The 25,570-nt window shown below is 62.8% G+C and carries 24 protein-coding genes and 1 pseudogene; 22 read left to right on the top strand and 3 right to left on the bottom strand.

Annotated elements, in window-relative coordinates; translation table 11 throughout:
- Positions 1 to 23 precede the first annotated feature (23 nt).
- From pyrR to ACF8EF_RS08160, 10 genes are all read left to right on the top strand, one after another.
- Positions 24 to 542, top strand: a complete 519-nt coding sequence (gene pyrR / locus ACF8EF_RS08205; protein WP_176683065.1) for a bifunctional pyr operon transcriptional regulator/uracil phosphoribosyltransferase PyrR — start codon at positions 24 to 26, stop codon at positions 540 to 542.
- Between the two features lie 12 nt (positions 543 to 554).
- Entirely contained in the window at positions 555 to 1,559 is a 1,005-nt protein-coding gene (locus ACF8EF_RS08200) for an aspartate carbamoyltransferase catalytic subunit (protein WP_392460900.1), read from the top strand.
- Positions 1,556 to 2,827 carry a dihydroorotase gene (locus tag ACF8EF_RS08195; RefSeq protein WP_103469608.1) on the top strand — a complete coding sequence of 424 codons (1,272 nt, stop codon included), beginning with the start codon at positions 1,556 to 1,558 and terminating at the stop codon, positions 2,825 to 2,827. Before ACF8EF_RS08200 ends, ACF8EF_RS08195 begins: the two co-directional genes overlap by 4 nt.
- Positions 2,828 to 3,038: 211 nt before the next feature.
- Entirely contained in the window at positions 3,039 to 3,569 is a 531-nt protein-coding gene (hslV, locus tag ACF8EF_RS08190) for an ATP-dependent protease subunit HslV (protein WP_003249309.1), read from the top strand.
- Between the two features lie 76 nt (positions 3,570 to 3,645).
- Positions 3,646 to 4,989 carry an ATP-dependent protease ATPase subunit HslU gene (hslU, locus tag ACF8EF_RS08185; protein ID WP_003249308.1) on the top strand — a complete coding sequence of 448 codons (1,344 nt, stop codon included), beginning with the start codon at positions 3,646 to 3,648 and terminating at the stop codon, positions 4,987 to 4,989.
- A gap of 166 nt (positions 4,990 to 5,155) precedes the next feature.
- Complete coding sequence (locus ACF8EF_RS08180; RefSeq protein ID WP_392460898.1) at positions 5,156 to 5,533, top strand: gamma-butyrobetaine hydroxylase-like domain-containing protein; 378 nt, start codon at positions 5,156 to 5,158, stop codon at positions 5,531 to 5,533.
- A gap of 270 nt (positions 5,534 to 5,803) precedes the next feature.
- Positions 5,804 to 7,483, top strand: coding sequence for a class II poly(R)-hydroxyalkanoic acid synthase (gene phaC, locus ACF8EF_RS08175; RefSeq protein WP_176683064.1), 1,680 nt, complete (start codon positions 5,804 to 5,806; stop codon positions 7,481 to 7,483).
- Between the two features lie 62 nt (positions 7,484 to 7,545).
- Entirely contained in the window at positions 7,546 to 8,397 is an 852-nt protein-coding gene (gene phaZ, locus ACF8EF_RS08170) for a poly(3-hydroxyalkanoate) depolymerase (protein WP_339444123.1), read from the top strand.
- A gap of 48 nt (positions 8,398 to 8,445) precedes the next feature.
- Positions 8,446 to 10,128 carry a class II poly(R)-hydroxyalkanoic acid synthase gene (gene phaC, locus ACF8EF_RS08165; protein WP_176683062.1) on the top strand — a complete coding sequence of 561 codons (1,683 nt, stop codon included), beginning with the start codon at positions 8,446 to 8,448 and terminating at the stop codon, positions 10,126 to 10,128.
- A 12-nt stretch (positions 10,129 to 10,140) separates the two neighbouring features.
- Positions 10,141 to 10,755, top strand: coding sequence for a TetR/AcrR family transcriptional regulator (locus ACF8EF_RS08160; RefSeq protein WP_176683061.1), 615 nt, complete (start codon positions 10,141 to 10,143; stop codon positions 10,753 to 10,755).
- Between the two features lie 111 nt (positions 10,756 to 10,866).
- Here ACF8EF_RS08160 and ACF8EF_RS08155 read toward each other — a convergent pair whose 3' ends face one another.
- The gene (locus ACF8EF_RS08155) at positions 10,867 to 11,637 is read right to left on the bottom strand and encodes a phasin family protein (protein WP_392460897.1); all 771 of its coding nucleotides are present in this window, start codon (positions 11,635 to 11,637) and stop codon (positions 10,867 to 10,869) included.
- A 10-nt stretch (positions 11,638 to 11,647) separates the two neighbouring features.
- Entirely contained in the window at positions 11,648 to 12,067 is a 420-nt protein-coding gene (locus ACF8EF_RS08150) for a phasin family protein (protein WP_176683059.1), read from the bottom strand.
- A gap of 179 nt (positions 12,068 to 12,246) precedes the next feature.
- On the opposite strand from ACF8EF_RS08150, the gene ACF8EF_RS08145 reads away from it, so the two are divergent.
- Entirely contained in the window at positions 12,247 to 17,007 is a 4,761-nt protein-coding gene (locus tag ACF8EF_RS08145) for a hypothetical protein (RefSeq protein ID WP_370844135.1), read from the top strand.
- Positions 17,008 to 17,025: 18 nt separating this feature from the next.
- On the opposite strand, the gene ACF8EF_RS08140 is transcribed toward ACF8EF_RS08145, so the two are convergent.
- Positions 17,026 to 17,301 carry a polyhydroxyalkanoic acid system family protein gene (locus tag ACF8EF_RS08140; RefSeq protein WP_003249289.1) on the bottom strand — a complete coding sequence of 92 codons (276 nt, stop codon included), beginning with the start codon at positions 17,299 to 17,301 and terminating at the stop codon, positions 17,026 to 17,028.
- 124 nt (positions 17,302 to 17,425) lie between these two features.
- Between ACF8EF_RS08140 and ubiE the strand changes: the two genes are divergently transcribed.
- The 11 genes and pseudogenes from ubiE to ACF8EF_RS08085 all read left to right on the top strand — a co-directional run bounded on the left by ubiE (position 17,426) and on the right by ACF8EF_RS08085 (position 25,466).
- Complete coding sequence (gene ubiE / locus ACF8EF_RS08135; RefSeq protein ID WP_004576729.1) at positions 17,426 to 18,196, top strand: bifunctional demethylmenaquinone methyltransferase/2-methoxy-6-polyprenyl-1,4-benzoquinol methylase UbiE; 771 nt, start codon at positions 17,426 to 17,428, stop codon at positions 18,194 to 18,196.
- Positions 18,196 to 18,819, top strand: coding sequence for an SCP2 domain-containing protein (locus ACF8EF_RS08130; protein WP_176683058.1), 624 nt, complete (start codon positions 18,196 to 18,198; stop codon positions 18,817 to 18,819). Before ubiE ends, ACF8EF_RS08130 begins: the two co-directional genes overlap by 1 nt.
- Positions 18,816 to 20,438 (top strand): ubiquinone biosynthesis regulatory protein kinase UbiB, encoded by a 1,623-nt coding sequence (gene ubiB, locus ACF8EF_RS08125; RefSeq protein WP_103443686.1) that lies wholly within the window; start codon positions 18,816 to 18,818, stop codon positions 20,436 to 20,438. Before ACF8EF_RS08130 ends, ubiB begins: the two co-directional genes overlap by 4 nt.
- 72 nt (positions 20,439 to 20,510) lie before the next feature.
- Complete coding sequence (hisI, locus tag ACF8EF_RS08120) at positions 20,511 to 20,903, top strand: phosphoribosyl-AMP cyclohydrolase (RefSeq protein WP_021783739.1); 393 nt, start codon at positions 20,511 to 20,513, stop codon at positions 20,901 to 20,903.
- 1 nt (position 20,904) lies between these two features.
- Positions 20,905 to 21,240, top strand: coding sequence for a phosphoribosyl-ATP diphosphatase (locus tag ACF8EF_RS08115; protein WP_003249283.1), 336 nt, complete (start codon positions 20,905 to 20,907; stop codon positions 21,238 to 21,240).
- A 62-nt stretch (positions 21,241 to 21,302) separates the two neighbouring features.
- A complete protein-coding gene (locus tag ACF8EF_RS08110) occupies positions 21,303 to 21,575 on the top strand; it encodes a twin-arginine translocase TatA/TatE family subunit (protein ID WP_209969551.1) in 273 nt (90 codons plus the stop codon).
- A gap of 3 nt (positions 21,576 to 21,578) precedes the next feature.
- Positions 21,579 to 21,959, top strand: a complete 381-nt coding sequence (gene tatB, locus ACF8EF_RS08105) for a Sec-independent protein translocase protein TatB (protein WP_176683056.1) — start codon at positions 21,579 to 21,581, stop codon at positions 21,957 to 21,959.
- Positions 21,956 to 22,744 carry a twin-arginine translocase subunit TatC gene (gene tatC, locus ACF8EF_RS08100; protein ID WP_176683055.1) on the top strand — a complete coding sequence of 263 codons (789 nt, stop codon included), beginning with the start codon at positions 21,956 to 21,958 and terminating at the stop codon, positions 22,742 to 22,744. Before tatB ends, tatC begins: the two co-directional genes overlap by 4 nt.
- Positions 22,741 to 23,448, top strand: coding sequence for a 16S rRNA (uracil(1498)-N(3))-methyltransferase (locus ACF8EF_RS08095; RefSeq protein WP_176683054.1), 708 nt, complete (start codon positions 22,741 to 22,743; stop codon positions 23,446 to 23,448). The genes tatC and ACF8EF_RS08095 overlap by 4 nt, the downstream gene beginning before the upstream one ends.
- A 101-nt stretch (positions 23,449 to 23,549) precedes the next feature.
- Positions 23,550 to 24,611 (top strand): annotated as a pseudogene (locus tag ACF8EF_RS08090) (methyl-accepting chemotaxis protein); the annotation flags it as partial.
- Positions 24,594 to 25,466, top strand: a complete 873-nt coding sequence (locus tag ACF8EF_RS08085) for a methyl-accepting chemotaxis protein (RefSeq protein ID WP_370844176.1) — start codon at positions 24,594 to 24,596, stop codon at positions 25,464 to 25,466. The pseudogene ACF8EF_RS08090 and the gene ACF8EF_RS08085, both read left to right, overlap by 18 nt.
- Positions 25,467 to 25,570 lie beyond the last annotated feature (104 nt).

Here is a 25,570-nt window from a genome sequence, read left to right as displayed (position 1 = left end):
CGCACCCTTCCGAGGAGCCCGCAATGAGCCTACCCAATCCCGCCGAGCTGATCCGGCAGATGGCTGTCGACCTTCGTGCCCACCTGGCGCGCCGGGCAATCACCGAGCCCCGTTACATCGGTATCCGCACCGGCGGCGTCTGGGTTGCCCAGGCCCTGCAGGAAGCCATGGGCGACACCAGCCCCATGGGTACTCTGGACGTATCGTTCTACCGCGACGACTTCAGCCAGAACGGCCTGCACCCGCAAGTGCGTCCGTCCGAGTTGCCGTTCGAAGTCGAAGGCCAGCACCTGGTGCTGGTGGACGACGTGCTGATGAGCGGTCGTACCATCCGCGCGGCGCTCAACGAACTGTTCGATTACGGCCGCCCGGCCAGCGTTACCCTGGTCTGCCTGCTGGACCTGGATGCCGGCGAACTGCCGATTCGCCCGAACGTGCTCGGCGCCACCCTGTCGCTGGCCGCCCATGAACGGGTAAAATTGACCGGACCCGCACCGCTCGCCCTCGAGCGCCAGGACCTCGCCTCCGCTTCCGCCCTTTAAGAGTCCCCCGCGATGACGCCAATCGACGCCAAGCGCCCGCTGCAGCTCAATGATCAGGGCCAGCTGCGCCACTTTCTCTCGCTTGACGGTTTGCCCCGCGAACTGCTCACCGAGATCCTCGACACCGCCGACTCCTTCCTGGAAGTCGGCGCCCGGGCTGTGAAAAAAGTCCCGTTGCTGCGCGGCAAGACTGTGTGCAACGTGTTCTTCGAGAACTCGACCCGTACCCGTACCACCTTCGAACTGGCAGCCCAGCGCCTGTCAGCCGACGTAATCAGCCTGAACGTGTCGACCTCCTCGACCAGCAAGGGCGAGACCCTGTTCGATACCCTGCGCAACCTCGAAGCCATGGCGGCCGACATGTTCGTCGTACGCCACTCCGACTCCGGCGCCGCGCACTTCATCGCCGAGCACGTGTGCCCGGAAGTGGCCGTGATCAACGGCGGTGACGGCCGCCACGCGCACCCGACCCAGGGCATGCTCGACATGCTCACCATCCGCCGCCACAAAGGCAGCTTCGAGAACCTGTCCGTGGCCATCGTCGGCGACATCCTGCACTCGCGTGTGGCCCGTTCCGACATGCTCGCCCTCAAGGCACTGGGCTGCCCGGACATTCGCGTGATCGGCCCGAAAACCCTGATCCCGATCGGTATCGAGCAGTACGGTGTGAAGGTCTACACCGACCTCGCCGAAGGCCTGAAAGACGTCGACGTGGTGATCATGCTGCGCCTGCAGCGTGAGCGCATGGCCGGCGGCCTGCTCCCCAGCGAGGGCGAGTTCTACCGCCTGTTCGGCCTGACGACTGCACGCCTGGCCGCGGCCAAGCCCGATGCAATCGTCATGCACCCGGGCCCGATCAACCGTGGCGTGGAAATCGAGTCGGCGGTTGCCGACGGCAAGCACTCGGTGATCCTCAACCAGGTCACCTACGGCATCGCCGTGCGCATGGCCGTGCTGTCCATGGCCATGAGCGGGCAGAACGCGCAACGTCAATTCGACCAGGAGAACGCCCTGTGACCATCAGTATTCTCGGCGCCCGGGTCATCGACCCCAACAGCGGCCTGGACCAGGTCACCGACCTGCACCTGGACGGCGGCCGCATTGCCGCCATCGGCGCCGCACCGGCCGGTTTCAGCGCCAGCCGCACGATCCAGGCTGATGGCCTTGTCGCTGCGCCCGGCCTGGTCGACCTGGGCGTGTCCCTGCGCGAGCCGGGTTACAGCCGCAAAGGCAACATCGCCAGTGAAACCCGCGCGGCTGTTGCCGGTGGTGTCACCAGCCTGTGCTGCCCGCCGCAGACCAAGCCGGTGCTGGACACATCGGCAGTGGCCGAGCTTATCCTCGACCGCGCCCGCGAGGCGGCCAACAGCAAGGTCTACCCGGTTGGCGCCCTGACCAAGGGCCTGGAGGGCGAGCAACTGGCTGAGCTGGTGGCCCTGCGTGACACCGGTTGCGTAGCGTTTGGCAACGGCCTGAAGGAAATCCCCAACAACCGTACCCTGGCCCGTGCTCTGGAGTATGCCGCCACCTTCGACCTGACGGTGGTGTTCCACTCCCAGGACCGCGATCTGGCCCAAGGCGGCCTGGCCCACGAAGGAGCCATGGCCAGCTTCCTCGGCCTGCCAGGCATCCCGGAAAGCGCCGAAACCGTGGCCCTGGCGCGCAACCTGCTGCTGGTGGAACAAAGCGGCGTGCGTGCGCACTTCAGCCAGATCACCAGTGCCCGTGGCGCGCGGCTGATCGCCCAGGCCCAGGCCTTGGGCCTGCCGGTGACCGCCGATGTAGCGCTATACCAGCTGATCCTCACGGACGAGTCGCTGCGCGAGTTTTCCAGCCTGTACCACGTGCAGCCGCCACTGCGCACCGCTGCCGACCGTGACGGATTGCGCGAGGCGGTGAAGTCGGGGGTGATCCAGGCGATCTCCAGCCACCACCAGCCGCACGAGCGCGACGCCAAGCTGGCCCCATTCGGCGCCACCGAGCCAGGTATCAGCAGCGTCGAGTTGCTGCTGCCACTGGCCATGACCCTGGTGCAGGACGGCCTGCTCGACCTGCCGACCTTGCTGGCCCGTCTGAGCAGCGGCCCGGCTGCCGCCCTGCGCCTGCCGGCCGGTGAGCTGAAAGTGGGTGGCGCGGCCGACCTGGTGCTGTTCGACCCGCAAGCGTCCACCGTTGCTGGCGAACAATGGTTCTCCCGTGGCGAGAACTGCCCGTTCATCGGCCACTGCCTGCCGGGCGCGGTGCGTTATACCTTGGTCGATGGCCACGTTTGCCACGAGGCCTGAGTAACATGCTTCGCGGGCACGCCCGCTCCCACAGGATCACCACAATTCCAAGGCATGTGGTAACCCTGTGGGAGCGGGCATGCCCGCGAATGCCTTCACATAGTCCCCCCGCCAAGCGCGACCATTCATCCCCCCCGGTTGAAATCCTTCCCCCCACCCCCATATGAGTCTGCATCAGGCACTTTCGCCCCGCTGCGTGGAGACTCTCCCCTTGACCACAATCGTTTCTGTCCGCCGTAACGGCAAAGTCGTCATGGGCGGCGACGGCCAGGTATCCCTTGGCAACACCGTGATGAAAGGCAACGCCAAGAAGGTGCGCCGCCTGTACCACGGCCAGGTCATCGCGGGCTTCGCCGGCGCTACCGCCGACGCTTTCACCCTGTTCGAGCGCTTTGAAGGTCAGCTGGAAAAACACCAGGGCCACCTGGTACGCGCCGCCGTCGAGCTGGCCAAGGAATGGCGTACCGACCGCTCCCTGAGCCGCCTGGAAGCCATGCTGGCCGTGGCCAACAAGGATGCATCCCTGATCATCACCGGCAACGGTGACGTGGTCGAACCCGAAGATGGCCTGATCGCCATGGGTTCCGGCGGTGCCTATGCCCAGGCCGCAGCCCGTGCCCTGCTGAACAAGACCGACCTCTCGGCCCGCGAAATCGCCGAGACCGCCCTGAACATCGCCGGCGACATCTGCGTGTTCACCAACCACAACCTGACCATCGAGGAGCAGGACCTGGCCGACTGATTCAGCTGTTCTGGCGCCCCTTCCCGATGAAGGGGCTTTTCCACGCTGACTCACCTGCCCAAGGACCGTATTGATCATGTCCATGACCCCCCGCGAGATCGTCCACGAACTCAACCGCCACATCATCGGCCAGGACGACGCCAAGCGCGCCGTGGCCATTGCCCTGCGCAACCGCTGGCGGCGTATGCAGCTCCCTGCCGAGCTGCGTGCCGAAGTCACCCCCAAGAATATCCTGATGATCGGCCCTACCGGCGTCGGCAAGACCGAAATCGCCCGCCGGCTGGCCAAACTGGCCAACGCGCCGTTCCTCAAGGTCGAGGCCACCAAGTTCACCGAAGTGGGCTACGTGGGCCGCGACGTCGAGTCGATCATCCGTGACCTGGCCGATGCCGCGCTGAAGATGTTGCGCGAGCAGGAAATCATCCGCGTGCGCCACCGCGCCGAAGACGCCGCCGAAGACCGCATCCTCGACGCCCTGCTGCCCCAGGCGCGCGTCACCAGCTTCAGCGAAGAAGCCGCACAGACCAGCAGCGACTCCAACACCCGCCAGCTGTTCCGCAAGCGCCTGCGTGAAGGCCAGCTGGACGACAAGGAAATCGAGATCGAAGTGGCCGATGCCGTCGGTGTCGAAATTGCTGCGCCGCCCGGCATGGAAGAAATGACCAACCAGCTGCAGAGCCTGTTTGCCAACATGGGCAAGGGCAAGCGCAAAGCGCGCAAGCTGAAGGTGAAAGAAGCGCTGAAGATGGTTCGTGATGAAGAAGCGAGCCGCCTGGTCAACGAGGAAGAGCTCAAGGCCAAGGCCCTGGAAGCGGTCGAACAGCACGGCATCGTGTTCATCGACGAGATCGACAAGGTTGCCAAGCGTGGCAACGTTGGCGGTGCCGACGTATCCCGCGAAGGCGTACAGCGCGACCTGCTGCCGCTGATCGAAGGCTGCACCGTCAACACCAAGCTGGGCATGGTCAAGACCGACCACATTCTGTTCATTGCCTCGGGTGCATTCCACCTGAGCAAGCCGAGCGACCTGGTGCCCGAGCTGCAAGGCCGCCTGCCGATCCGTGTCGAGCTGAAGGCGCTGACCCCGGAAGACTTCGAGCGCATCCTGCAAGAGCCGCACGCGTCGCTGACCGAGCAGTACCAGGCATTGCTGAAGACCGAAGGCCTGAACATCGAGTTCCTCGCCGACGGCATCAAGCGCCTGGCCGAGATTGCCTACCAGGTCAACGAGAAAACCGAAAACATCGGTGCCCGCCGTCTGCACACCCTGCTCGAGCGCTTGCTCGAAGAGGTGTCGTTCAGTGCGGGCGACCTGGCCAGCACCCATGACGAAGCGCCGATCCAGATCGACGCGGCGTATGTGAACAGCCACCTCGGTGAGCTGGCACAGAACGAAGACCTGTCGCGTTACATTCTGTAAGACCGGTTTCGACTGTTTCGCGGGCAAGCCCGCTCCTACACGCGCCACCCCATCCCATGGGCCTGTGGTGATCCGTGCAGGGGCGGGCTTGCCCGCGAAGAGGCCCTTGAATCCCTCCCCCATAAGCTGGAAGCTGTGCTTCATCAGCTCCCGAGAGATTCTGCCCATGGCCCGCCTGCCTACCGCCATCAACCTGCACAAAGCCTCCAAAACCCTCAGCCTCACCTACGCCCCTGGCGAGGTCTACCACCTGCCCGCCGAATTCCTGCGCGTGCACTCTCCCTCCGCCGAGGTCCAGGGCCACGGCAATCCCATCCTGCAGTTCGGCAAGATCAACGTGGGCCTCAGTGGCCTGGAACCTGCCGGCCAATATGCACTGAAACTGATCTTCGACGACGGTCATGACAGCGGTTTGTTCACCTGGGAATACCTTGAGCAACTGTGCCTGCGCCAGGAGCAACTGTGGGCGGAATACCTCGACGAGTTGCACAAGGCCGGCAAATCCCGCGACCCGGCCGAATCTGTGGTCAAGCTCATGCTCTAGCGCAAGGCCTGCGGGGTTTAGAGCGCATTTTCTAAATTCATCTGTTTGAATGACTTGAAGACAGCCCAGTGAAGGGCTGTCTTGCGCATTACACGAAAGTCGGGTAACCAATGGGTGTGTGGCAAGTTCCCTGCATCACTTTGCAGGTCGTCAGTACCCTCGCAGCACCGCTGTTCCTTATCACTGGTCACCCGAGTAGCAGTACCGGGCTCAGGGCTGTGCACCCGCCACAGCAACCGGTACTCGTCTCAGGACAACGGAGCGTCGTAGATGAGTAACAAGAACAACGATGAGCTGCAGCGGCAGGCCTCGGAAAACACCCTGGGGCTGAACCCGGTCATCGGCATCCGCCGCAAGGACCTGTTAAGCTCGGCACGCACCGTGCTGCGCCAGGCCGTGCGCCAACCGCTGCATAGCGCCAAACATGTGGCTCACTTTGGCCTGGAGCTGAAGAACGTGCTGCTGGGCAAATCCAGCCTGGCCCCGGAAAGCGACGACCGTCGCTTCAATGACCCGGCCTGGAGCAACAACCCGCTGTACCGCCGCTACCTGCAAACCTATCTGGCCTGGCGCAAGGAGCTGCAGGACTGGGTCAGCAGCAGCGACCTGTCCCCCCAGGACATCAGCCGCGGCCAGTTCGTCATCAACCTGATGACCGAGGCCATGGCGCCGACCAATACCCTGTCCAACCCGGCTGCGGTCAAACGCTTCTTCGAAACCGGCGGCAAGAGCCTGCTCGATGGCCTGTCCAACCTGGCCAAGGACATGGTCAATAACGGCGGGATGCCCAGCCAGGTGAACATGGATGCCTTCGAGGTGGGCAAGAACCTGGGCACCAGCGAAGGCGCGGTGGTGTACCGCAACGATGTGCTGGAGCTGATCCAGTACAGCCCCATCACCGAGCAGGTGCATGCCCGCCCGCTGCTGGTGGTGCCACCGCAGATCAACAAGTTCTACGTGTTCGACCTCAGCCCGGAAAAGAGCCTGGCGCGCTTTTGCCTGCGCTCGCAGCAGCAGACCTTCATCATCAGCTGGCGCAACCCGACCAAGGCCCAGCGCGAGTGGGGCCTGTCCACCTACATCGATGCGCTGAAAGAAGCCGTCGACGCGGTGCTGGCGATTACCGGCAGCAAGGACTTGAACATGCTCGGTGCCTGCTCCGGCGGCATCACCTGTACCGCACTGGTTGGCCACTATGCCGCCATTGGCGAGAACAAGGTCAACGCCCTGACCCTGCTGGTCAGCGTGCTGGACACCACCATGGACAACCAGGTTGCACTGTTTGTCGACGAGCAGACCTTGGAGGCCGCCAAGCGCCACTCCTATCAGGCGGGTGTGCTGGAAGGCAGCGAAATGGCCAAGGTGTTCGCCTGGATGCGCCCCAACGACCTGATCTGGAATTACTGGGTAAACAACTACCTGCTCGGCAATGAGCCCCCCGTGTTCGACATCCTGTTCTGGAACAACGACACCACGCGCCTGCCGGCCGCCTTTCACGGCGACCTGATCGAAATGTTCAAGAGCAACCCCCTGACCCGCCCCGAAGCCCTGGAAGTGTGCGGCACCGCGATCGACCTGAAACAGGTCAAATGCGACATCTACAGCGTTGCCGGCACCAACGACCACATCACCCCATGGCCGTCATGCTACCGCTCGGCCCATCTGTTCGGCGGCAAGATCGAATTCGTACTGTCCAATAGCGGGCATATCCAGAGCATCCTCAACCCGCCGGGCAACCCGAAGGCACGTTTCATGACCGGTGCCGACCGCCCGGGCGACCCGGTGGCCTGGCAGGAAAACGCCATCAAGCATGCAGACTCCTGGTGGTTGCACTGGCAAAGTTGGCTGGGCGAGCGTGCCGGCGCGCTGAAAAAGGCACCGACCCGCCTGGGCAATCGTGCGTATGCCGCCGGCGAAGCCTCCCCGGGCACCTACGTTCACGAGCGTTGAGTTACAGCGCCGTGGCGGCCTGCAAGGCGCCACGGTGTTTACTTCACCCAAGAGTCACGCGCATGCCGCAACCCTATATTTTCAGGACCGTCGAGCTGGACAACCAGTCCATCCGCACAGCTGTTCGCCCCGGCAAGCCGCACCTGACGCCGCTGCTGATCTTCAACGGCATCGGCGCCAACCTCGAGCTGGTGTTTCCGTTCATCGAAGCACTTGACCCGGACCTGGAAGTCATCGCCTTCGATGTGCCCGGGGTCGGCGGCTCGTCCACACCGCGCCACCCGTATCGCTTCCCTGGGCTGGCCAAGCTGACCGCGCGGATGCTCGACTACCTCGACTACGGCCAGGTCAACGTCATCGGCGTGTCCTGGGGCGGCGCCCTGGCCCAGCAGTTTGCTCACGATTACCCCGAGCGCTGCAAGAAGCTGGTGCTGGCCGCCACCGCTGCCGGCGCGGTAATGGTGCCAGGCAAGCCCAAGGTGCTGTGGATGATGGCCAGCCCCCGGCGCTACGTGCAGCCGTCGCATGTCATCCGCATTGCGCCGATGATCTATGGCGGCGGCTTCCGACGTGACCCCGACCTGGCCATGCACCACGCCGCCAAGGTGCGCTCCGGCGGCAAGCTGGGCTACTACTGGCAACTGTTCGCCGGGCTCGGCTGGACCAGCATCCACTGGCTGCACAAGATCCAGCAGCCCACCCTGGTACTGGCCGGTGACGACGACCCGCTGATCCCGCTGATCAACATGCGCCTGCTGTCCTGGCGGATTCCCAATGCCCAGCTACACATTATCGACGACGGCCATCTGTTCCTGATCACCCGTGCCGAAGCCGTCGCCCCGATCATCATGAAGTTCCTGCAGGAAGAACGTCAGCGTGCGGTCATGCATCCCCGTCCGGCCTCGGGGGGGTGAAACAGCTGCGGCCTGACAGGAAAATGGATTAGACGAGGGAGTGTTGCCATGAAAGACAAACCGGCCAAAGGATCGAAAACGCTCCCCGCCACCCGCATGAACGTGCAGAACGCCATCCTCGGCCTTCGCGGCCGCGACCTGCTTTCCACGCTACGCAACGTCGGCCGCCACGGCCTGCGCCATCCGCTGCATACCGCGCATCATCTGCTGGCGCTTGGCGGGCAGTTGGGGCGGGTGATGCTGGGGGACACGCCCTACCAGCCGAACCCGCGTGACGCACGCTTCAGTGACCCGACCTGGAGCCAGAACCCGTTCTACCGCCGCGGCCTGCAGGCCTATCTGGCCTGGCAGAAGCAGACACGCCAGTGGATCGATGAAAGCCACTTGAACGACGATGATCGAGCCCGCGCCCACTTCCTGTTCAACCTGATCAACGATGCGCTGGCGCCCAGCAACTCACTGCTCAATCCGCTGGCGGTCAAGGAGCTGTTCAATACCGGCGGCCAGAGCCTGGTGCGCGGCGTGGCCCACCTGCTCGACGACCTGCGTCACAACGATGGGCTGCCGCGTCAGGTGGACGAGCGCGCCTTTGAAGTGGGCGTTAACCTGGCCGCAACCCCTGGCGCAGTGGTATTTCGCAACGAACTGCTGGAGCTGATCCAGTACTCGCCGATGAGCGAAAAGCAGCACGCACGCCCACTGCTGGTCGTGCCGCCTCAGATCAACAAGTTCTACATCTTCGACCTCAGCGCTACCAACAGCTTCGTCCAGTACATGCTCAAAAGCGGCTTGCAGGTGTTCATGGTCAGCTGGCGCAACCCCGACCCACGCCACCGCGAATGGGGCCTTTCCAGCTACGTGCAAGCCCTGGAGGAAGCGCTCAATGCCTGCCGCAGTATCAGCGGCAACCGCGACCCCAACCTGATGGGCGCCTGTGCCGGTGGCCTGACCATGGCCGCACTGCAAGGCCACCTGCAAGCCAAGAAGCAATTGCGTCGGGTGCGCAGTGCCACGTATCTGGTCAGCTTGCTGGACAGCAAGTTCGAAAGCCCGGCCAGCCTGTTCGCCGATGAGCAGACCATCGAAGCGGCCAAGCGACGCTCTTATCAACGTGGCGTGCTGGACGGTGGCGAAGTGGCGCGGATCTTTGCCTGGATGCGGCCCAACGACCTGATCTGGAACTACTGGGTCAACAACTACCTGCTCGGCAAGACACCGCCGGCTTTCGACATCCTGTACTGGAATGCCGACAGCACGCGCCTACCCGCCGCGCTGCATGGCGACCTGCTGGAGTTTTTCAAGCTCAACCCCTTGACCTACGCGTCCGGGCTGGAGGTGTGCGGTACGCCGATCGACCTGCAGCAGGTCAATATCGACAGCTTTACCGTGGCCGGCAGCAACGACCACATCACGCCATGGGACGCGGTGTACCGTTCGGCCTTGCTGCTGGGTGGCGAGCGGCGCTTCGTGCTGGCCAACAGCGGGCATATCCAGAGCATCATCAACCCGCCAGGCAACCCCAAGGCCTACTACCTGGCCAACCCCAAGCTGAGCAGCGACCCGCGCGCCTGGTTCCACGACGCCAAGCGCAGCGAAGGCAGCTGGTGGCCGTTGTGGCTGGAGTGGATCACCGCCCGCTCCGGCCTGCTCAAGGCGCCGCGCACTGAACTGGGCAACGCCACTTACCCACCGCTAGGCCCCGCGCCAGGCACCTACGTGCTGACCCGATGAGCTGCTGACTGGATGAAAACCCGCGACCGTATCCTTGAGTGCGCCCTGCAGTTGTTCAACCAGCAGGGCGAACCCAACGTATCCACCCTGGAAATTGCCAACGAACTCGGCATCAGCCCAGGCAACCTGTACTACCACTTCCATGGCAAGGAGCCCTTGGTACTGGGCTTGTTCGAGCGTTTTGAGGAAGCGTTGATGCCGCTGCTGGACCCGCCGCTGGAGGTGCGTCTGGACGCAGAGGATTATTGGCTGTTTCTGCACTTGATCGTCGAGCGCATGGCTCAGTACCGCTTCCTTTTCCAGGACTTGTCCAACCTCACCGGGCGCCTGCCCAAGCTCGCCCGAGGCATGCGCGGCCTGATCAATGCGCTCAAACGCACGCTGGCAGCGCTGCTGGCCAGCCTCAAGAGCCAGGGGCTGGTAGAGAGTGATACCCAGGCGCTGGGGCAACTGGTGGAGCAGATCACCCTGACGCTGATGTTCTCGCTGGATTACCAGCGTGTGCTGGGGCGCGAGGGGGATGTGGGGATCGTGGTGTACCAGGTGATGATGCTGGTGGCGCCGCATCTGCAGGCCCAGGCACGGGCGGCGGCGGAGCAGCTGGCAGTGAAGTACCTGGAGGGGTAGGCCTGCTGGATATGTAGTGTTGCAGCCGACGCATTCGCGGGTAAACCCGCTCCTACAAGGTTTGGCGCATCTTGTGGGAGCGGGTTTATCCGCGAAGAAGGCGACGCGGTATCAGATCAGGGTACCGGTGCCGGTAGGTGCCGATGGCGTGCTGCTGGCCGGGGTGGCGGCAGGTGCTGGTGCCGGTGCCGGTGCAGTGGTCGCGGCAGGAGCAGCGCTGGCCGCTGGAGCGGCTGGCTTGGCGGCTGCCGGTTTGGCCGGAGCCTTCTTCACCGCAGGTTTCTTGGCCGCTGCCGGCTTCGCCGCAGGCTTGGCTGCTGCGGACTTGGCAGCAGGTTTGGCCGCTGCGGTTTTAGCAGCAGGTTTGGCCGCCGCCGTTTTCGCCGCAGGCTTGGCTGCCGCTGCCTTGGCCAGTGGCTTGGCCGCGGCCTTGCCCGCAGCCGGCTTCGTCGAAGTGCGCGAAGAAATCGGCGTAACCGAAGCACCGGTCAACTTCTCGATCTGCTTGGTCAGGCTATCCACCTGCTGGTGCAGTGCCTTGATCTCGTTGCGGCTCGGCACGCCAAGACGCGAGATGGCGCTGTTAAGGCGCTTGTCGAAGGCTTCTTCGAGTTCGCTCCACTTGCCCAGCGCACGGTCCTTCACGCCCGACACCCGCGAAGTGGTCGAAGACTTGGCAGTCTCGGCAACATCTTCAGCCGTTTTTTTCGCCTGTTTCTCGGCCTTCTCGCCATCCTTCACCAACGAGTCGAACAGCTTCGGGCCGTCCTGGTCGATCTTCGAATAGATACCCAGCCCCGCCAGCCAGATCTTGCGGGAGTATTTCTCGATCCCGCCGACCCAGGAGCTGCCTTCTTTTTCGGTGTTCTTCTTGCCAGCCATCCTGCTCTCCTTATGGTTTGTGCGCGACACGCTCAAGCAGCTCATGCAACTGTTCAAGCTTGATCGACAACGCCTCAACGTCATGTTTAGACGGAATACCCAGGCGATTCAAGGCGCGACCGACCCGTGCGTCGAAAGCTTTTTCGATCTTGTCGAGTTGAATTTCTACCTTGCCGCGTACGCGGCTCACTTCTTCACCGACTTCGTCAAGCTGGTGGTTGGCGGCATCGAGCTCTTTGTCGATGCGCTTCTTGCCGCGCGTCTCGACACTTTCACCCGCCCTGACCAGCTCCTTGAAGTAGTCAGAGCCTTCCTGACCAACGCGGGCATAGGCGCCGATACCGGCCAGCCAGATCTTGCGCGCATAGCCGCGCACCTCGCCAAGCGTGCCCAGGGATTCGTCTTTTTTCTTCACAATCACTTTGGCCATGCTGTGTACCTCATGCTCATGAGTGGTGGAAAACCGCCCACGGAGGTTGGGCTTGAACATAAGGTAGGGAAGAAAATTAGAAACCTCACCCTAAGGTCTTCGTTGTCGCATCTATATACCGCAAGCCCCTTCGCCCATAGCGCTAGCGTCGCAAGCTTCACCTCACGGACATCGACGCCATGACTGTTGTAGCAAACCCACCCAGGCTGACGTTCAAGCAAAGCGTGGCAGCCTGTTTCTCCAAACGCCCCAGCCTGCGGGACGTTTTATCAAAGGAAGCATTCCAGACTTTCAGCGACCGGTATCCATGGTTGCAACGCAACCATCCTCACATCACATCGCTCGACCCTTTCGTCATCCTGCATGCACCGGCCAGCACAGATGATCTGCCACGTCAGAGCGGGCTGCTGGACGAGCTTCTCCGGCATTTCCTGACCAAGGAACGTGTGCAACTGGGCGCCTCAGACAAGCTGAGCATCAGCCCTCCCCATGTGTTTCAAATTCAGGAGCAAGGCCAGGACAACATTCGCCAACCCGAAATCATGCCGGACCTGACGAAGCTCAGCGATGACTTCGATACCGTGCTTGGTGCGTTGATACCGGCCTTCCAGCAAGCCCAGATCGGCTTCTGGAACGGGCTCGACGAAGACAGCCAAGTCTCGCGCATGCTCTGGCTGGAGCACACCATCAAGGCTGCATTGCTCGAGAACCTCCCTCGCCAAGGCCTTGGAGATGATGAAAAAGCGGCAATGTACGCCCTGCTCGACGGGGTATTCGACAGCCTGGCTGTCGAGGCGATACAAGTCACGCTCGGAACGGATGGCGGGGCACACACCGTTACCCTACCGGATCTGTTGCTCATCACCACAAGCGGCACCCGCAGCCTGGTTCTGCAATGCAAGCCCTGCGGTTCGGTTCACCGCCATGTCGACCTGCCCAGCTTTGCCACCGCGCTGCAACGGCAGCTAGCGCAACGTTATCGCTTCGAAACGTTGTCCTGGGCACACACGCCAGTAATCGGACGCCCTTTCGCCTTCCAGGTCAGGCAACTGCTGAACGATATCCTGGACGACATCGGCCGCCTGCGTATTGGCGGCCTGACAACCGTCGACGAACTGGAGCGACAACTGCGCCAGGTGAGCGACCCGTCAGCTTACTTCTTCGACCTGCCTTCGCAGGAACGAACTGCACCCGCCGTCAGTCCGCCGCGATGGCTGCTCAATGCCAGCGCTGAGGACCGCTATGCCTATCACACTGCACTGCTCGATCTGGCGGCGAGCCAAGGTCGGTCGAAGGGCTGCACATCCCTGGGCGATGTTGAAGATATCCGTGATTACGCCGCTCGCCGCTTGCGTGAGACCCTGCAGACCAGCTACCCAGACAAGGCGGTACACGACCCGAACAAGGTGCGCATCCGCATTTCCCAGGCCATCATCGGCGCCGCTACACAAGGGCAGTCACTGTTCTTGTACTCGGTTTCCCTGACCGACCTGGCGATTTCACGCCTGCGGCTGGAGGCTGGCGAGGTGATGAGCGGGATGAACTTCGAGGACGGCTCGCCTGTGACCGACTGGCTGAGCATCGACCAGATCAGGGGCCTGATTCATCAGGTCGACATCGGCGGCCACTACCCCTCCTACCTGAAGGACCAAGTCAACACCCAGCCGCGCAGAGCCGAGCGAATCCGCCAGCATGCCAGGGAATGGCGTTACGCCCTTCGGTTCAGCACGCTGAAGGCCAAGATCGAGCGACAGCTTGGCGAAGCGGCAAGCCAGGCAATGCTCAGGTTCTGCCAGGGCATGGACAATGGCGTGGACCTTCTGCGCATCGCCCCCCTGGCGTTCCTTTGCGCGCCTGGCGCTTCGGCAAGCGATGTGGCGCACGGGATGTTCATCATCGAAATACCGGCAAGCGGCAGCTGGGTCTTGTACCGCCCATTCTATGCCGACAGGGCGTTGCAGGAATTTCCGAACCTCGAATTGCTGATGGACGCAATCCGCAGCAGGGGCGAACTGCAAGAGAGCGTACTGGCCTGGCTTGAGGATGACGCGCGTCCGACTTACCAGAACGACGGGTTCAAGCACCCGCACCTGCACCCGAACATGACCAAGCTGACGCACCTGCTCAATGTGCCGGTCGAGCTGCTGGACCGCCTTTTGCAACGCCTCAGACGCCCGGTCCAGGCCTCGTTCCAGGCCTGGACGGATGATCTGGACACCCACCTGTTCAACGCCCGCATCGAGACCATGTTATTGGCCTCAGCCAGCAACAGCGTCTCCAATGCCCAGGAAGTGCGGGCTTTGGTGAAGGAGGCTGCGTGGGCGATCTTCAATACCGTCACCCAACTTTGGCATGGCCCGATGACCACCCTGGTGTGGCTGGTGGTGGCGCTGTCGGCAGCCAAGGAAGACGTCGAGGCGCTGATCAAGCGCAGCGGTGACGACAAGATCGTCGCAGCCATAGACCTGGTCACCAACCTGGCCTTGCTCCTTGCCCACCGCCCTGCAACGCCACCTGCCAACAGCGAAGAGCCCGCCAGGCTACGTTTTTCAGGCCCTGCGCCGAAGGAAGAGACCCCGCCCCCAGCGCTCGAGCAGCCACAGGAGAAACCGTGGCAGCCCCCCGTCGAGGCGCCACGGCCCACGCTCGTGCGTGTAGATGGCTGGCATGACGGGCAGCGCCTGAGCAACCTGTCGGTACAGGAGCGCCAGTCACTGGCCCAACTGCAAGCCTCGCAGCCACTCGAGGGGCACGCGCCACTGCCAACGGGCCGTTTGCGTGGGTTGTACAATATTGCCGGCCGTTACTACGCCAAGCTGGGCGATGGCGCCTATGAGGTCATCGAGACGTGGAACGGCATGCAGATCATCGGTCCCGAGCCGAGCAGCAGCGAGTGGGTGTCCCAATGGAATGGCGCCCCGGACGGCTACCATATCGTTGGCCGTGAACGCCAAAAAGGCCCCTGGCTGACGCGCTGGAATGGCCAATGGACCGTGAATCTGAACCTCTCTGGCGGCATGCCAAGGAACAGGCAATCCATCAACGCTGAAAACCGCCAGCGGTTCGACACCTTGAGTACAACCGCCACGGCGAACCAACAAGCGCTGAACCAGATGGCGCCACTTATGGAACGCAGCCAAGTGCAACTGCAGGCTTATGACGACCTCGCGCTGGAGTACAGCCTGGCTGTCGATGCTCTGCCTGCACAGGAGCGCGCTTCACCGCCGCCAGCATTGCAACTTCAGAGGCAGGCACTCAAAGCCCAGCGCCTGCGCCACTTGCCAGAGATCAGGGCATCCGCGCTCTACCTGGAACGGCAGAGCACGCTGTTGCATGGGAACATCGAAGTGTTCAAGGAGATGGCCGAACCACGGTTCAGCAAATTCGACACCCGAGCCCCGAGCCGACGCCGATACGGCAATTGGTACGGCGCAGCCATCGAAAACGACATGCTGCTGTGCCGCCGCTTGCTGGAGCAGGTCGACCACCAGGCACTGAGCGCACAGGCCACCGGGCTGCCCCGCGTTCCAGAGACTGCCGAGCAGATACAGCAATACCTCGACTATCGCGAGCGGGTACGCGATTCCTGCCAAGCCAGCCGCCGCCTGCTTGTCGTCAGCCAGCGGCTGGACCGGATCCTGGCGGAAACACTGCAGGACCCCAAGATCGATTTTGCCAATAAAGCCACGAAACTCGCTCAGACCATCCGACGCAGAACGTATTCGACATTGGTCATTCGGGCCCAGCTGCTCAGTGACCTGGCCTACCTCGCCGTGGACAAGACCCGCCTCTCTGCGGACACGGCCGAGGATTTGCTTGCGATGCGCGCGCCGCTCAGCGGCATCGAATTCAGCAGCACGGTATGGAGCCACGACGGGCTGGCAGCCACCGAAGAGACGGCCCAGGTCAAAGCCGAACTGCTTGAGGATATCCTTCAGAAATACCGTACCGTGCTGGACCGCGCCCAATACATGAAAACGCTGGACTCGCCTGCGCTGGTCGCTGACGTACTGGACGAATACATACGCGAACTGTCCACTATTGCCCAGATCACAGAGCAGCAACTGAGCGCGACCTTGACCAACCTCGACAGCGGCATCAGCCCCCCCTCGCCAACGCCCTATCATCGGCCCGCGACGATCAGACGCCGGGTCATCCGTGTTGACCGAGGTCGACCGCTACTGGTGGAAATAGACCAAATGGGCAACCGTGCTATCCAGCGCAGTGCATTCAACCAGGAGCCTGCGGGCAGCTTCACGCAACGCGACGGGGTGTGGCATGCCGTGCCTGAGCAAGCGCGGCCGGCCCAGCATGACCGCGCACAGCTGCGCCAGCGAGCAAACCGCCTGCTGGCAGAGGTGGATGGAAAAATCGCCTTCGCCGCTCACTATGCCGATGAGCCCAACAGCCTGAGCGACTTTCTGGAATGGCCGGCCGGTGACATGCGCGAAGTTCAGCAGCAACTGACCGAGCTGAACAACCCACTGGATTCCAGCTTGGTCGACCTCCTTAGGGCAGCGGTAGACCGCATCCATCGCGAAAGGCTTCGACTGCTCACCGACGCGTATCTGAACACCCGACATCCCGACGGCAAGGCCCTTCGCTTCCTGGCTGAGCAGAACCGGATTCGGATCAGGCAAACCGTGATTCGCCGACAGTTACGTCACGCCAATGATTACCTCGACGTCTACGAGGTTCGCGATGTACAAGCGCCACAGCGGTTACTGTGGGAGGCGCATTTTCATTATCCCAGCCTCGAAGCGAGGGGGCATGACTTCGTGAAGGGCCACCTCAAATTCTGGGATGCAGGCGTAAGGGGCCGAAAGGCCATGCTCGAGCAGGCCGCAGACGCACGCGAGCGCATCGCGATCTACCGCGGCGATCTGCGCCTGGAGCAGGTGATTGGTATCATTCCTTTCCCGGCAGACGCGCCGCAGTAGCCACAGGGCGGCGCCGGCTCAGGCCAGGGCCTTGTCCAGCGCCCGCTCGATTTCACCTTTGATGGTGCCGCTCATCATCGACAGCATCATGCCCAGCTTCAATTCGACGCGGATGCTGTCGTCGCCAATGTGCACACTGCCATTGGCGCCACTGCGCGCAACGTCCACGCGGTCACCGTTCCAGGTGGCCTTGAGGTCGTACTCGCGGCTGAGCTTGTCGACCAGCGCCTCGGCCTTGGCGCGGGCGGCATCACGGCCGAGGGAGTGTTTGCGTTCGACGCTGATCTGGGTCATGCGGACGTTCCTGAAGATGTAGACATAATGCGCATTATGCCCGCCCCTGCCCACTGGCACACCCCGCCAAGACAAATCCGCCCGTTCGCCCTAGAATGGCGGTAATTTTTTCCGGTGAAGCGATATGAACGACCAGCGCAAAGGCGACCACGCCGAACCCACCACCCATTTCGGCTATCAGGACGTGCCTGAAAGCCAGAAGGCGAAGAAAGTTGCCGAAGTGTTCCACTCGGTGGCAGCCAAGTACGACCTGATGAACGACGTGCTTTCCGGCGGCATGCACCGCCTGTGGAAGCGCTTTACCATCGAGCTGTCAGGCGTGCGCAGCGGCAACCGCGTGCTGGACATCGCCGGCGGTACCGGTGACCTGGCGGCCAAGTTCTCGCGTCTTGTCGGGCCGACCGGGCAGGTGGTGCTGGCCGACATCAACGATTCGATGCTCAAGGTAGGCCGTGACCGCCTGCTTGACCGCGGCGTGGCCGGCAATATCGAGTTCGTCCAGGCCGACGCTGAAAAGCTGCCGTTCCCGGACAACCACTTCGACTGCGTGACCATCGCTTTCGGCCTGCGCAACGTCACCCACAAGGACGCCGCCATCCGTTCGATGCTGCGCGTGCTCAAGCCCGGTGGCCGCCTGTTGATCCTGGAGTTCTCCAAGCCGACCAACAAGCTGATGTCCAAGGCCTACGACGCCTACTCGTTCGCCTTCATGCCGCTGGCTGGCAAGCTGATCACCAATGACGCCGAGAGCTACCGTTATCTCGCCGAGTCGATCCGCATGCACCCTGACCAGGAAACCCTGAAGAGCATGATGGTCGAGGCCGGTTTCGACCGCGTCACCTACCACAACATGACCAGCGGCATCGTTGCCGTGCACCGGGGAATCAAACCCTGATGTTGCTGGCCGGGCTGCTCGCCAGCGTCGAACATGGCCTGAACCGCATCCTGCGCCTGGACAGCACGGCCCTGCCGCGGCTGGCCGCGCTGGAAGGCAAGGTCATCGAAATCGACTGCCGCCAACCGGCCCTGCAGCTGTTCATCCTGCCCGACGAAGAAGGCCTGATGCTCGCCGCCCATTGGCAGGGTGAGGTCGACTGCAGCCTGCGCGCCCCCGCCGGTAGCCTGGCGCAACTGGCCCTGGCCAAGGACAAGACCGCCGTGCTGCACAGCCCGCAGGTCGAGCTGCACGGCGACAGCGCCGTACTGCTCGACCTGTTTGGTGTGCTGCAGGACCTGGAACTGGACTGGGAGCACGAGTTACAACGCTGGCTTGGCCCGGTCGCCACGGCAATGCTGGCCGGCCATATCCGCCTGCGCGCTCGCTGGACTCGCCAAGGCCTGGCACGTTTCAGCCAGAACCTGTCCGAATACCTGGCCGAGGAATCCCGCACCCTGGTCGGCAAGCGCGAGGCCGAAGCCGCCTTCAGCGAACTCGATGCCTTGAAACTTGATACAGAACGCCTCGAAGCGCGCCTCAGGCGCCTGTCCCGATCCCTTGATACCAGCGATAACGCATGAAGCTGCTCGCCGTCCGACGTCTTTTTCGCATCCAGCGTGTGGTGATCCGCTACCGCCTCGATGACCTGCTGTTCGACCAACCCTTGCTGCCCTGGTGGCTGGCCAGCCTGCGCCTGTTGATGCCGTGGCGCTGGCTGCCACGCAAGCCCACCGAGCTTAGCCGTGGCGCGCGCCTGCGCCTGGCACTGCAGGACCTGGGGCCGATCTTCATCAAGTTCGGCCAGTTGCTGTCCACCCGCCGCGACCTGCTGCCCCCGGACATCGCCGACGAACTGATGCGGTTGCAGGACCGTGTCCCCCCCTTCGACCCGAAAAAAGCCGTGGCCTTGATCGAGGAACAGCTCGGTGCGAAGGTCGGCGAAGTGTTCAGCCGCTTCGACGTCGAGCCTCTGGCCTCGGCCTCGGTGGCCCAGGTGCACGCCGCACGCCTGAAAACTGGCGAAGAGGTGGTGGTCAAGGTGGTGCGTCCGGGCCTGAAACCGGTCATCGCCCAGGACCTGGCCTGGCTGTTCCTGATCGCAAAGGCCGCTGAACGTGCCTCGGCGGATGCCCGTCGCTTGCACCCGGTGGAAATCGTCGGCGACTACGAAAAAACCATCTACGACGAGCTCGACCTGCTGCGCGAGGCTGCCAACGCCAGCCAGCTGCGGCGCAACTTCGAAGGCTCCGAGCTGATGTACGTGCCCCAGGTGTACTGGGACCTGTGCCGCCCCAAGGTGCTGGTGATGGAGCGCATCTACGGCGTACCGGTGACCGACATGACCACCCTGGCCGACCAGCGCACCGACATGAAGCTGCTGGCCGAGCGCGGCGTGGAAGTGTTCTTCACCCAGGTGTTCCGCGACAGCTTCTTCCATGCCGACATGCACCCCGGCAACATCTTCGTCAGCACGGTCAAGCCGTGGAGCCCGCAGTACATTGCCATCGACTGCGGCATCGTCGGCAGCCTCACCGCCGAGGACCAGGACTACCTGGCGCGCAACCTGTTTGCCTTCTTCAAACGTGACTACCGCCGCGTGGCCCAGTTGCACATCGACTCGGGCTGGGTGCCGGCAAACACCAAGGTCAACGAGTTCGAAGCAGCGATTCGCACCGTGTGCGAGCCGATCTTCGAAAAACCGTTAAAAGATATTTCCTTCGGCCAAGTGCTGATGCGCCTGTTCCAGACCGCACGGCGCTTCAACATGGAAGTGCAGCCACAGTTGGTATTGCTGCAGAAAACCCTGCTCAACATCGAAGGCCTGGGCCGTCAGCTGTACCCCGACCTGGACCTGTGGAGCACCGCCAAACCGTACCTCGAACGCTGGATGCGCGACCGCTATAGCCCCAAGGCCGTGTTCGGCAACCTGCACAGCCAGGTCGAGCAACTGCCACACCTGGCCGGCATGACCCGCGACCTGCTCGAACGCCTGTCGCAGCCTCACCTGCACGATCCACAACTGCCGGAGCGCCGCCGCCAGGGCGACCGCTGGGCGCTGCGCCTGCTCGGCGCCGGCCTGCTCGGCGGTGGCGCAGTTTTGGCCGCAGGCGCTGCTGAAACCGCCAGCCTGGCCGCCCCGGCCGCCTGGCCCGCCTGGTTGATGCTGGCTGCGGGCCTTTACCTGATCGTGCGCCAATAGCCAGCCGCGCCTGTGGCTGGCACACTAGCGCAAAGGGCTCGGCACAGGAGCGGGCCCGCTTTGGAGTCGACGATGAAAGACTGGCTGGACGAGATCAAGTGGAACAGCGATGGCCTGGTACCGGCAATCGCTCAGGACCACAAGACCGGACGTGTGCTGATGATGGCCTGGATGAACCGTGAATCGCTGGCCCTGACCGCCGCCGAGCAGCGTGCCATCTACTGGTCGCGTTCGCGTGGCAAGCTGTGGCGTAAAGGCGAGGAATCCGGGCATGTGCAAAAACTGCATGAGCTGCGCCTGGACTGCGACGCCGACGTGATCATCCTGATGGTCGAGCAACTGGGCCATATCGCCTGCCATACCGGTCGTGAAAGCTGCTTCTACCGCGTCTATGAAGACGGCCAGTGGAAAATCGTCGACCCGGTCCTGAAGGACCCGGATGCCATCTACAACGCAGGACACTGACATGAGCGACACCCTCAACCGCCTGGCCGAAGTGCTTGAAGAACGCAAGCAAGCGGCGCCTGACAGCTCCTACGTGGCCAGCCTGTACCACAAGGGCCTGAACAAGATCCTTGAAAAGCTCGGCGAAGAGTCGGTCGAAACGATCATTGCTGCCAAGGATGCCCAGATCAGCAAGGATTACAGCGATGTCATCTACGAAACCGCCGACCTGTGGTTTCATAGCCTGGTGATGCTCAGTGCGCTGGGCCAGCATCCACAAGCCGTGCTGGATGAACTGGAACGCCGCTTCGGCTTGTCCGGGCATGATGAGAAGGCCGCACGCCAGCCATCTGCCTGACGTTCAATTGGGGGCACCGTGCAGCCCGGATAGGGCCAACACACAATTTTCAGGAGTACGAAATGGGTATCTTTGACTGGAAACACTGGATCGTCCTGCTGGTCGTCGTGGTCCTGGTGTTCGGCACCAAGAAGCTGAAGAACTTCGGCAGCGACCTAGGCGAATCGATCAAGGGCTTCCGCAAGGCCATGAACGAGGAAGAGTCCAAGCCGGCCGAGCAGACTCCGCCGCCTGCCCAGCCTGTGCCGCCGGTGCAAAACACCGCGCAGCCGCAACAAGGCCACACAATCGAAGGCCAGGCACAACCGGTCCAAGAGCCGCAGCGGAAAGACTGACCCATGTTCGGCATGAGTTTCAGCGAGCTGCTGCTCGTCGGCCTGGTCGCCCTGCTGGTGCTCGGCCCCGAGCGCCTGCCGGGTGCCGCGCGCACGGCAGGCCTGTGGATCGGCCGGCTCAAGCGCAGCTTCAACAGCATCAAGATGGAAGTGGAGCGAGAAATTGGCGCCGACGACATCCGCCGCCAGCTGCACAATGAGCACATCCTGCAGATGGAAGAGGAAGCCAAGCGCATCCTCAACCCGCTAGCGCCACCCGCACAGCCGCCAGTGACCACGGCCAGTGTGCAGCCACCTGCCGGGCTCGAAACCAGGCCGGTTGTCGAGCCAGCTGCCACCCCGGCCGCTTCTTCTGAACCGCCTCAACCGCCGCGAGCCCCATGAGCGAGAACCCGGAACACGACCAGCCAATGCCGCTGGTTTCACACCTGACCGAACTGCGCACCCGCCTGCTGCGCTGCGTTGCCGTCATTTTCCTGATCTTTGCCGGGTTGTTCTCCTTCGCCCAGCAGATCTACACACTGGTTTCCGCGCCACTGCGCGAGCACTTGCCGGCCGATGCAACGATGATCGCCACCGATGTGGCCTCGCCGTTCCTCACGCCGTTCAAGCTGACCATGATCGTCTCGCTGTTCCTGGCCATCCCGTTCATCCTCCAGCAGATCTGGGGCTTTATCGCGCCAGGGCTATACCGCCATGAAAAGCGCATCGCCATTCCACTGTTGGTGTCGAGCATCTTCCTGTTCTATGCCGGCATGGCCTTCGCCTATTTTCTGGTATTCCCGCTGATCTTCGGTTTCTTCGCCAGCGCCACGCCAGAAGGCGTTTCGATGATGACCGACATCGCAAGCTATCTCGACTTCGTGATGACGCTGTTCTTCGCCTTTGGCGTGGCCTTCGAAATCCCGGTGGCAGTGGTGCTGCTGGTGTGGATCGGCGTCGTCGACGTGAAGTACCTGAAAAAGGCCCGCCCCTATGTGATCATCGGTTGCTTCGTGGTCGGCATGGTCCTCACCCCACCGGACATCTTCTCCCAGACCCTGCTGGCCGTGCCCATGTGGCTGCTGTTCGAGATCGGTGTGCTGTGCGGCAGCCTGATCCGCAAGCGCAGCGCCCACGACGAAACCGCCGACGACCATAACGACCAGCCACCTGCGACCCAACCGTGAACCTGTTGCTTCTTGAAGAGACCGACTTCGTTTCGGCCAACCGCGTCGTTCTTGCTGATCGGCGCTTCACCCATATGCAGGAAATCCACCGCGTGGTGGTGGGCGATAACCTGCGCGTGGGCCGTATCAATGGCCTGATGGGCAAGGCCACGGTGCTGCGCCTGGAAAAACACGAAGCCGAGCTGGCAGTGACCTTCGACCGGCAGCCACCGGCCAAGCTGCCGCTGACCCTGGTGCTGGCGGTACCTCGGCCGAAAATGCTGCGACGGCTGTTCCAGACCGTGGCCACACTGGGTGTACCGCGGCTGATCCTGCTGAACAGCTACAAGGTCGAGAAAAGCTTCTGGCAAACGCCCTTCCTGCAGCCCGACACCATTCGCGAGAACCTGATCCTGGGCCTGGAACAGGCGCGCGACACCGTGCTGCCCGAGGTGATCATCGAAAAGCGCTTCAAGCCTTTTGTCGAAGACCGCCTGCCCACCATCGCCGCCGGCACCCTGGGCCTGGTTGGCCACCCCGGCCCTTACCCAGCCTGTCCGCGCGCCGTAGAACAAGCCGTTACCCTGGCCATCGGCCCCGAGGGCGGCTGGATCCCCTACGAGATCGACCTGCTGGGCAAGGCAGGCCTGGCGCCGGTGCAGCTGGGTGATCGCATCTTGCGGGTGGAGACCGCCGTCACCGCACTGCTTTCGCGTATTTTCTGACACAAACACCCCTTTTTTGCCCATCAAGTTTCCCTCTCCCGGGCCGATGGCCTTGGCAACAAAACAATTATTTGTGCTGCCAAGCCGCCGGGGAGTCGAACATGTATCAATGGTTAGCCCAATCGCTGGGCAATGTGAGCGTCAATCGCAAACTGGGGCTGGGTTTCGGCCTGGTGCTGCTGTTGACCTTGGCTATTACCCTGGTCGGCTGGCACGGCATGGACAGCATCATCGACCGTGGCGACAAACTGGGAAACATTTCTGTCGTCCAGCAATACACCCAGGAGCTGCGCATCGCCCGCCAGCTCTACGATCGCCGCCGCGACGACGCTTCGCTGGCAGAGCTGGAAAAAGCCCTGGGCAACCTCGACCGCCAGGTGCAACTGATGCTTGGCCAGATCGAGCAACCCGCCGACCGCCAGCGCCTCGAACAGCAGCGCGAGGCAGTGCGCGTCTACCAGCAGGCATTCAACGAGCTGAAGCAGGCCGACCAACGCCGCGAAGCCAGCCGTGATGTACTGGGTAGCAGCGCCGATAAAGTAGTGGAGTTGATTGGCCGCGTACAGCGCAGCCTGCTGCAGGGTGCAGACATCAATCAGTACCAGCACGCGGTGGACGTCAGCGCCCTGCTGCAACAAGCGCGTTTCCAGGTGCGTGGCTACACCTACAGCGGCAATGCCGACTTCCAGCAAACGGCACTGAAAGCCATCGACCAGGCCTTGGCCGAGCTGCGCGCACTGCCGGCCAAAGTGCCAGCCGAACATGCTGCCAGCCTGGATGATGCCGCCACGGCCATGGGCGGCTACCGCGATGCCGTGACCCAGTTCGGTGATGCCCAGCGTGCCAGTGAACAAGCGCTGCAAAGCATGGCTGAACAAGGCACGGTATTACTGCAGGCCAGCCAGACGATGACCACCTCGCAAACCGAGGTGCGTAATGCTGCTGCCGCGCAGGCCAAAACACTGCTCACAGTCGCCACCGTGCTGGCACTGGCCCTTGGCCTGCTGGCCGCCTGGACCATTACCCGGCAGATCATCATCCCTCTGCGCCAGACCCTGCACGCCGCAGAACGTGTGGCCAGCGGAGACCTGACCCAAAGCCTGCAGGTGCAACGCCGCGACGAACTGGGCCAATTGCAAGCCAGTATGCATCGTATGACCCAAGGCTTGCGTGAACTGATCGGCGGCATTGGCGACGGCGTCACGCAGATCGCCAGCGCTGCCGAGGAGCTGTCGGCGGTGACAGAACAGACCAGCGCCGGAGTCAACAACCAGAAGGTCGAAACCGACCAGGTAGCGACGGCCATGAACCAGATGACAGCCACCGTGCACGATGTGGCACGCAATGCCGAACAGGCTTCTGAAGCCGCCTTGATGGCCGACCAGCAGGCCCGCGAGGGCGATCGCGTGGTGGGCGAGGCGGTGGCACAGATCGAGCGCCTGGCAAGCGAAGTGGTCAATTCCAGCGAAGCGATGAACCTGCTCAAGACCGAAAGCGACAAGATCGGTAGCGTACTCGACGTGATCAAATCGGTGGCCCAGCAAACCAACCTGTTGGCCCTCAACGCGGCCATCGAAGCGGCACGCGCCGGTGAAGCCGGGCGTGGCTTTGCTGTGGTTGCCGACGAAGTGCGCAGCTTGGCTCAACGCACACAGCAATCGACCGAAGAGATCGAGGAGTTGATTGCCGGCCTGCAAAGCGGCACCCAACGGGTGGCCAGCGTGATGGACAATAGCCGCCAACTGACCGACAGCAGCGTCGAGCTGACCCGCCGCGCCGGCAGCTCGCTGGAAACCATCACCCGCACGGTGTCGTCGATTCAGGCGATGAACCAGCAGATTGCCACGGCGGCCGAGGAACAGACGGCCGTGGCCGAGGAGATCAACCGCAGCGTGATGAATGTGCGGGATATTTCCGACCAGACCTCCGCGGCGAGTGAGGAGACCGCCAGCTCCAGCGTGGAACTGGCGCGGTTGGGGACCCATTTGCAAGGGTTGGTTGGGCGGTTCAGGCTGTGATCTGAACTAGCGGTCACCCGGTCGGGCCTCTTCGCGGGTAAACCCGCTCCTGCACACATGTGCACAGGCCGTCGTAGGAGCGGGTTTACCCGCGAATGGGCCGG

The organism is Pseudomonas sp. zjy_15 (genome assembly GCF_043101865.1).
GTDB classification, from domain to species: domain Bacteria; phylum Pseudomonadota; class Gammaproteobacteria; order Pseudomonadales; family Pseudomonadaceae; genus Aquipseudomonas; species Aquipseudomonas putida_Y.
Note: the sequence above shows the minus strand (reverse complement) of the source record. Positions and strands in the feature narration are given on the sequence as shown.

What these genes read in the sequence shown, in the direction of transcription:
- ACF8EF_RS08155 (WP_392460897.1), bottom strand. Translation starts at nt 11,637, where the DNA reads ATGGCTGGCAAGAAGAACACCGAAAAAGAAGGCAGCTCCTGGGTCGGC.
- ACF8EF_RS08150 (WP_176683059.1), bottom strand. Translation starts at nt 12,067, where the DNA reads ATGGCCAAAGTGATTGTGAAGAAAAAAGACGAATCCCTGGGCACGCTT.
- ACF8EF_RS08115 (WP_003249283.1), top strand. Translation starts at nt 20,905, where the DNA reads ATGAGCGACACCCTCAACCGCCTGGCCGAAGTGCTTGAAGAACGCAAG.
- tatC (WP_176683055.1), top strand. Translation starts at nt 21,956, where the DNA reads ATGAGCGAGAACCCGGAACACGACCAGCCAATGCCGCTGGTTTCACAC.
- phaZ (WP_339444123.1), top strand. Translation starts at nt 7,546, where the DNA reads ATGCCGCAACCCTATATTTTCAGGACCGTCGAGCTGGACAACCAGTCC.
- hslU (WP_003249308.1), top strand. Translation starts at nt 3,646, where the DNA reads ATGTCCATGACCCCCCGCGAGATCGTCCACGAACTCAACCGCCACATC.
- pyrR (WP_176683065.1), top strand. Translation starts at nt 24, where the DNA reads ATGAGCCTACCCAATCCCGCCGAGCTGATCCGGCAGATGGCTGTCGAC.
- ACF8EF_RS08085 (WP_370844176.1), top strand. Translation starts at nt 24,594, where the DNA reads ATGCATCGTATGACCCAAGGCTTGCGTGAACTGATCGGCGGCATTGGC.
- ubiE (WP_004576729.1), top strand. Translation starts at nt 17,426, where the DNA reads ATGAACGACCAGCGCAAAGGCGACCACGCCGAACCCACCACCCATTTC.
- phaC (WP_176683062.1), top strand. Translation starts at nt 8,446, where the DNA reads ATGAAAGACAAACCGGCCAAAGGATCGAAAACGCTCCCCGCCACCCGC.
- tatB (WP_176683056.1), top strand. Translation starts at nt 21,579, where the DNA reads ATGTTCGGCATGAGTTTCAGCGAGCTGCTGCTCGTCGGCCTGGTCGCC.
- ACF8EF_RS08130 (WP_176683058.1), top strand. Translation starts at nt 18,196, where the DNA reads ATGTTGCTGGCCGGGCTGCTCGCCAGCGTCGAACATGGCCTGAACCGC.
- phaC (WP_176683064.1), top strand. Translation starts at nt 5,804, where the DNA reads ATGAGTAACAAGAACAACGATGAGCTGCAGCGGCAGGCCTCGGAAAAC.
- ACF8EF_RS08145 (WP_370844135.1), top strand. Translation starts at nt 12,247, where the DNA reads ATGACTGTTGTAGCAAACCCACCCAGGCTGACGTTCAAGCAAAGCGTG.
- ACF8EF_RS08110 (WP_209969551.1), top strand. Translation starts at nt 21,303, where the DNA reads ATGGGTATCTTTGACTGGAAACACTGGATCGTCCTGCTGGTCGTCGTG.
- ACF8EF_RS08140 (WP_003249289.1), bottom strand. Translation starts at nt 17,301, where the DNA reads ATGACCCAGATCAGCGTCGAACGCAAACACTCCCTCGGCCGTGATGCC.
- ACF8EF_RS08180 (WP_392460898.1), top strand. Translation starts at nt 5,156, where the DNA reads ATGGCCCGCCTGCCTACCGCCATCAACCTGCACAAAGCCTCCAAAACC.
- ACF8EF_RS08200 (WP_392460900.1), top strand. Translation starts at nt 555, where the DNA reads ATGACGCCAATCGACGCCAAGCGCCCGCTGCAGCTCAATGATCAGGGC.
- ACF8EF_RS08160 (WP_176683061.1), top strand. Translation starts at nt 10,141, where the DNA reads ATGAAAACCCGCGACCGTATCCTTGAGTGCGCCCTGCAGTTGTTCAAC.
- ubiB (WP_103443686.1), top strand. Translation starts at nt 18,816, where the DNA reads ATGAAGCTGCTCGCCGTCCGACGTCTTTTTCGCATCCAGCGTGTGGTG.
- hisI (WP_021783739.1), top strand. Translation starts at nt 20,511, where the DNA reads ATGAAAGACTGGCTGGACGAGATCAAGTGGAACAGCGATGGCCTGGTA.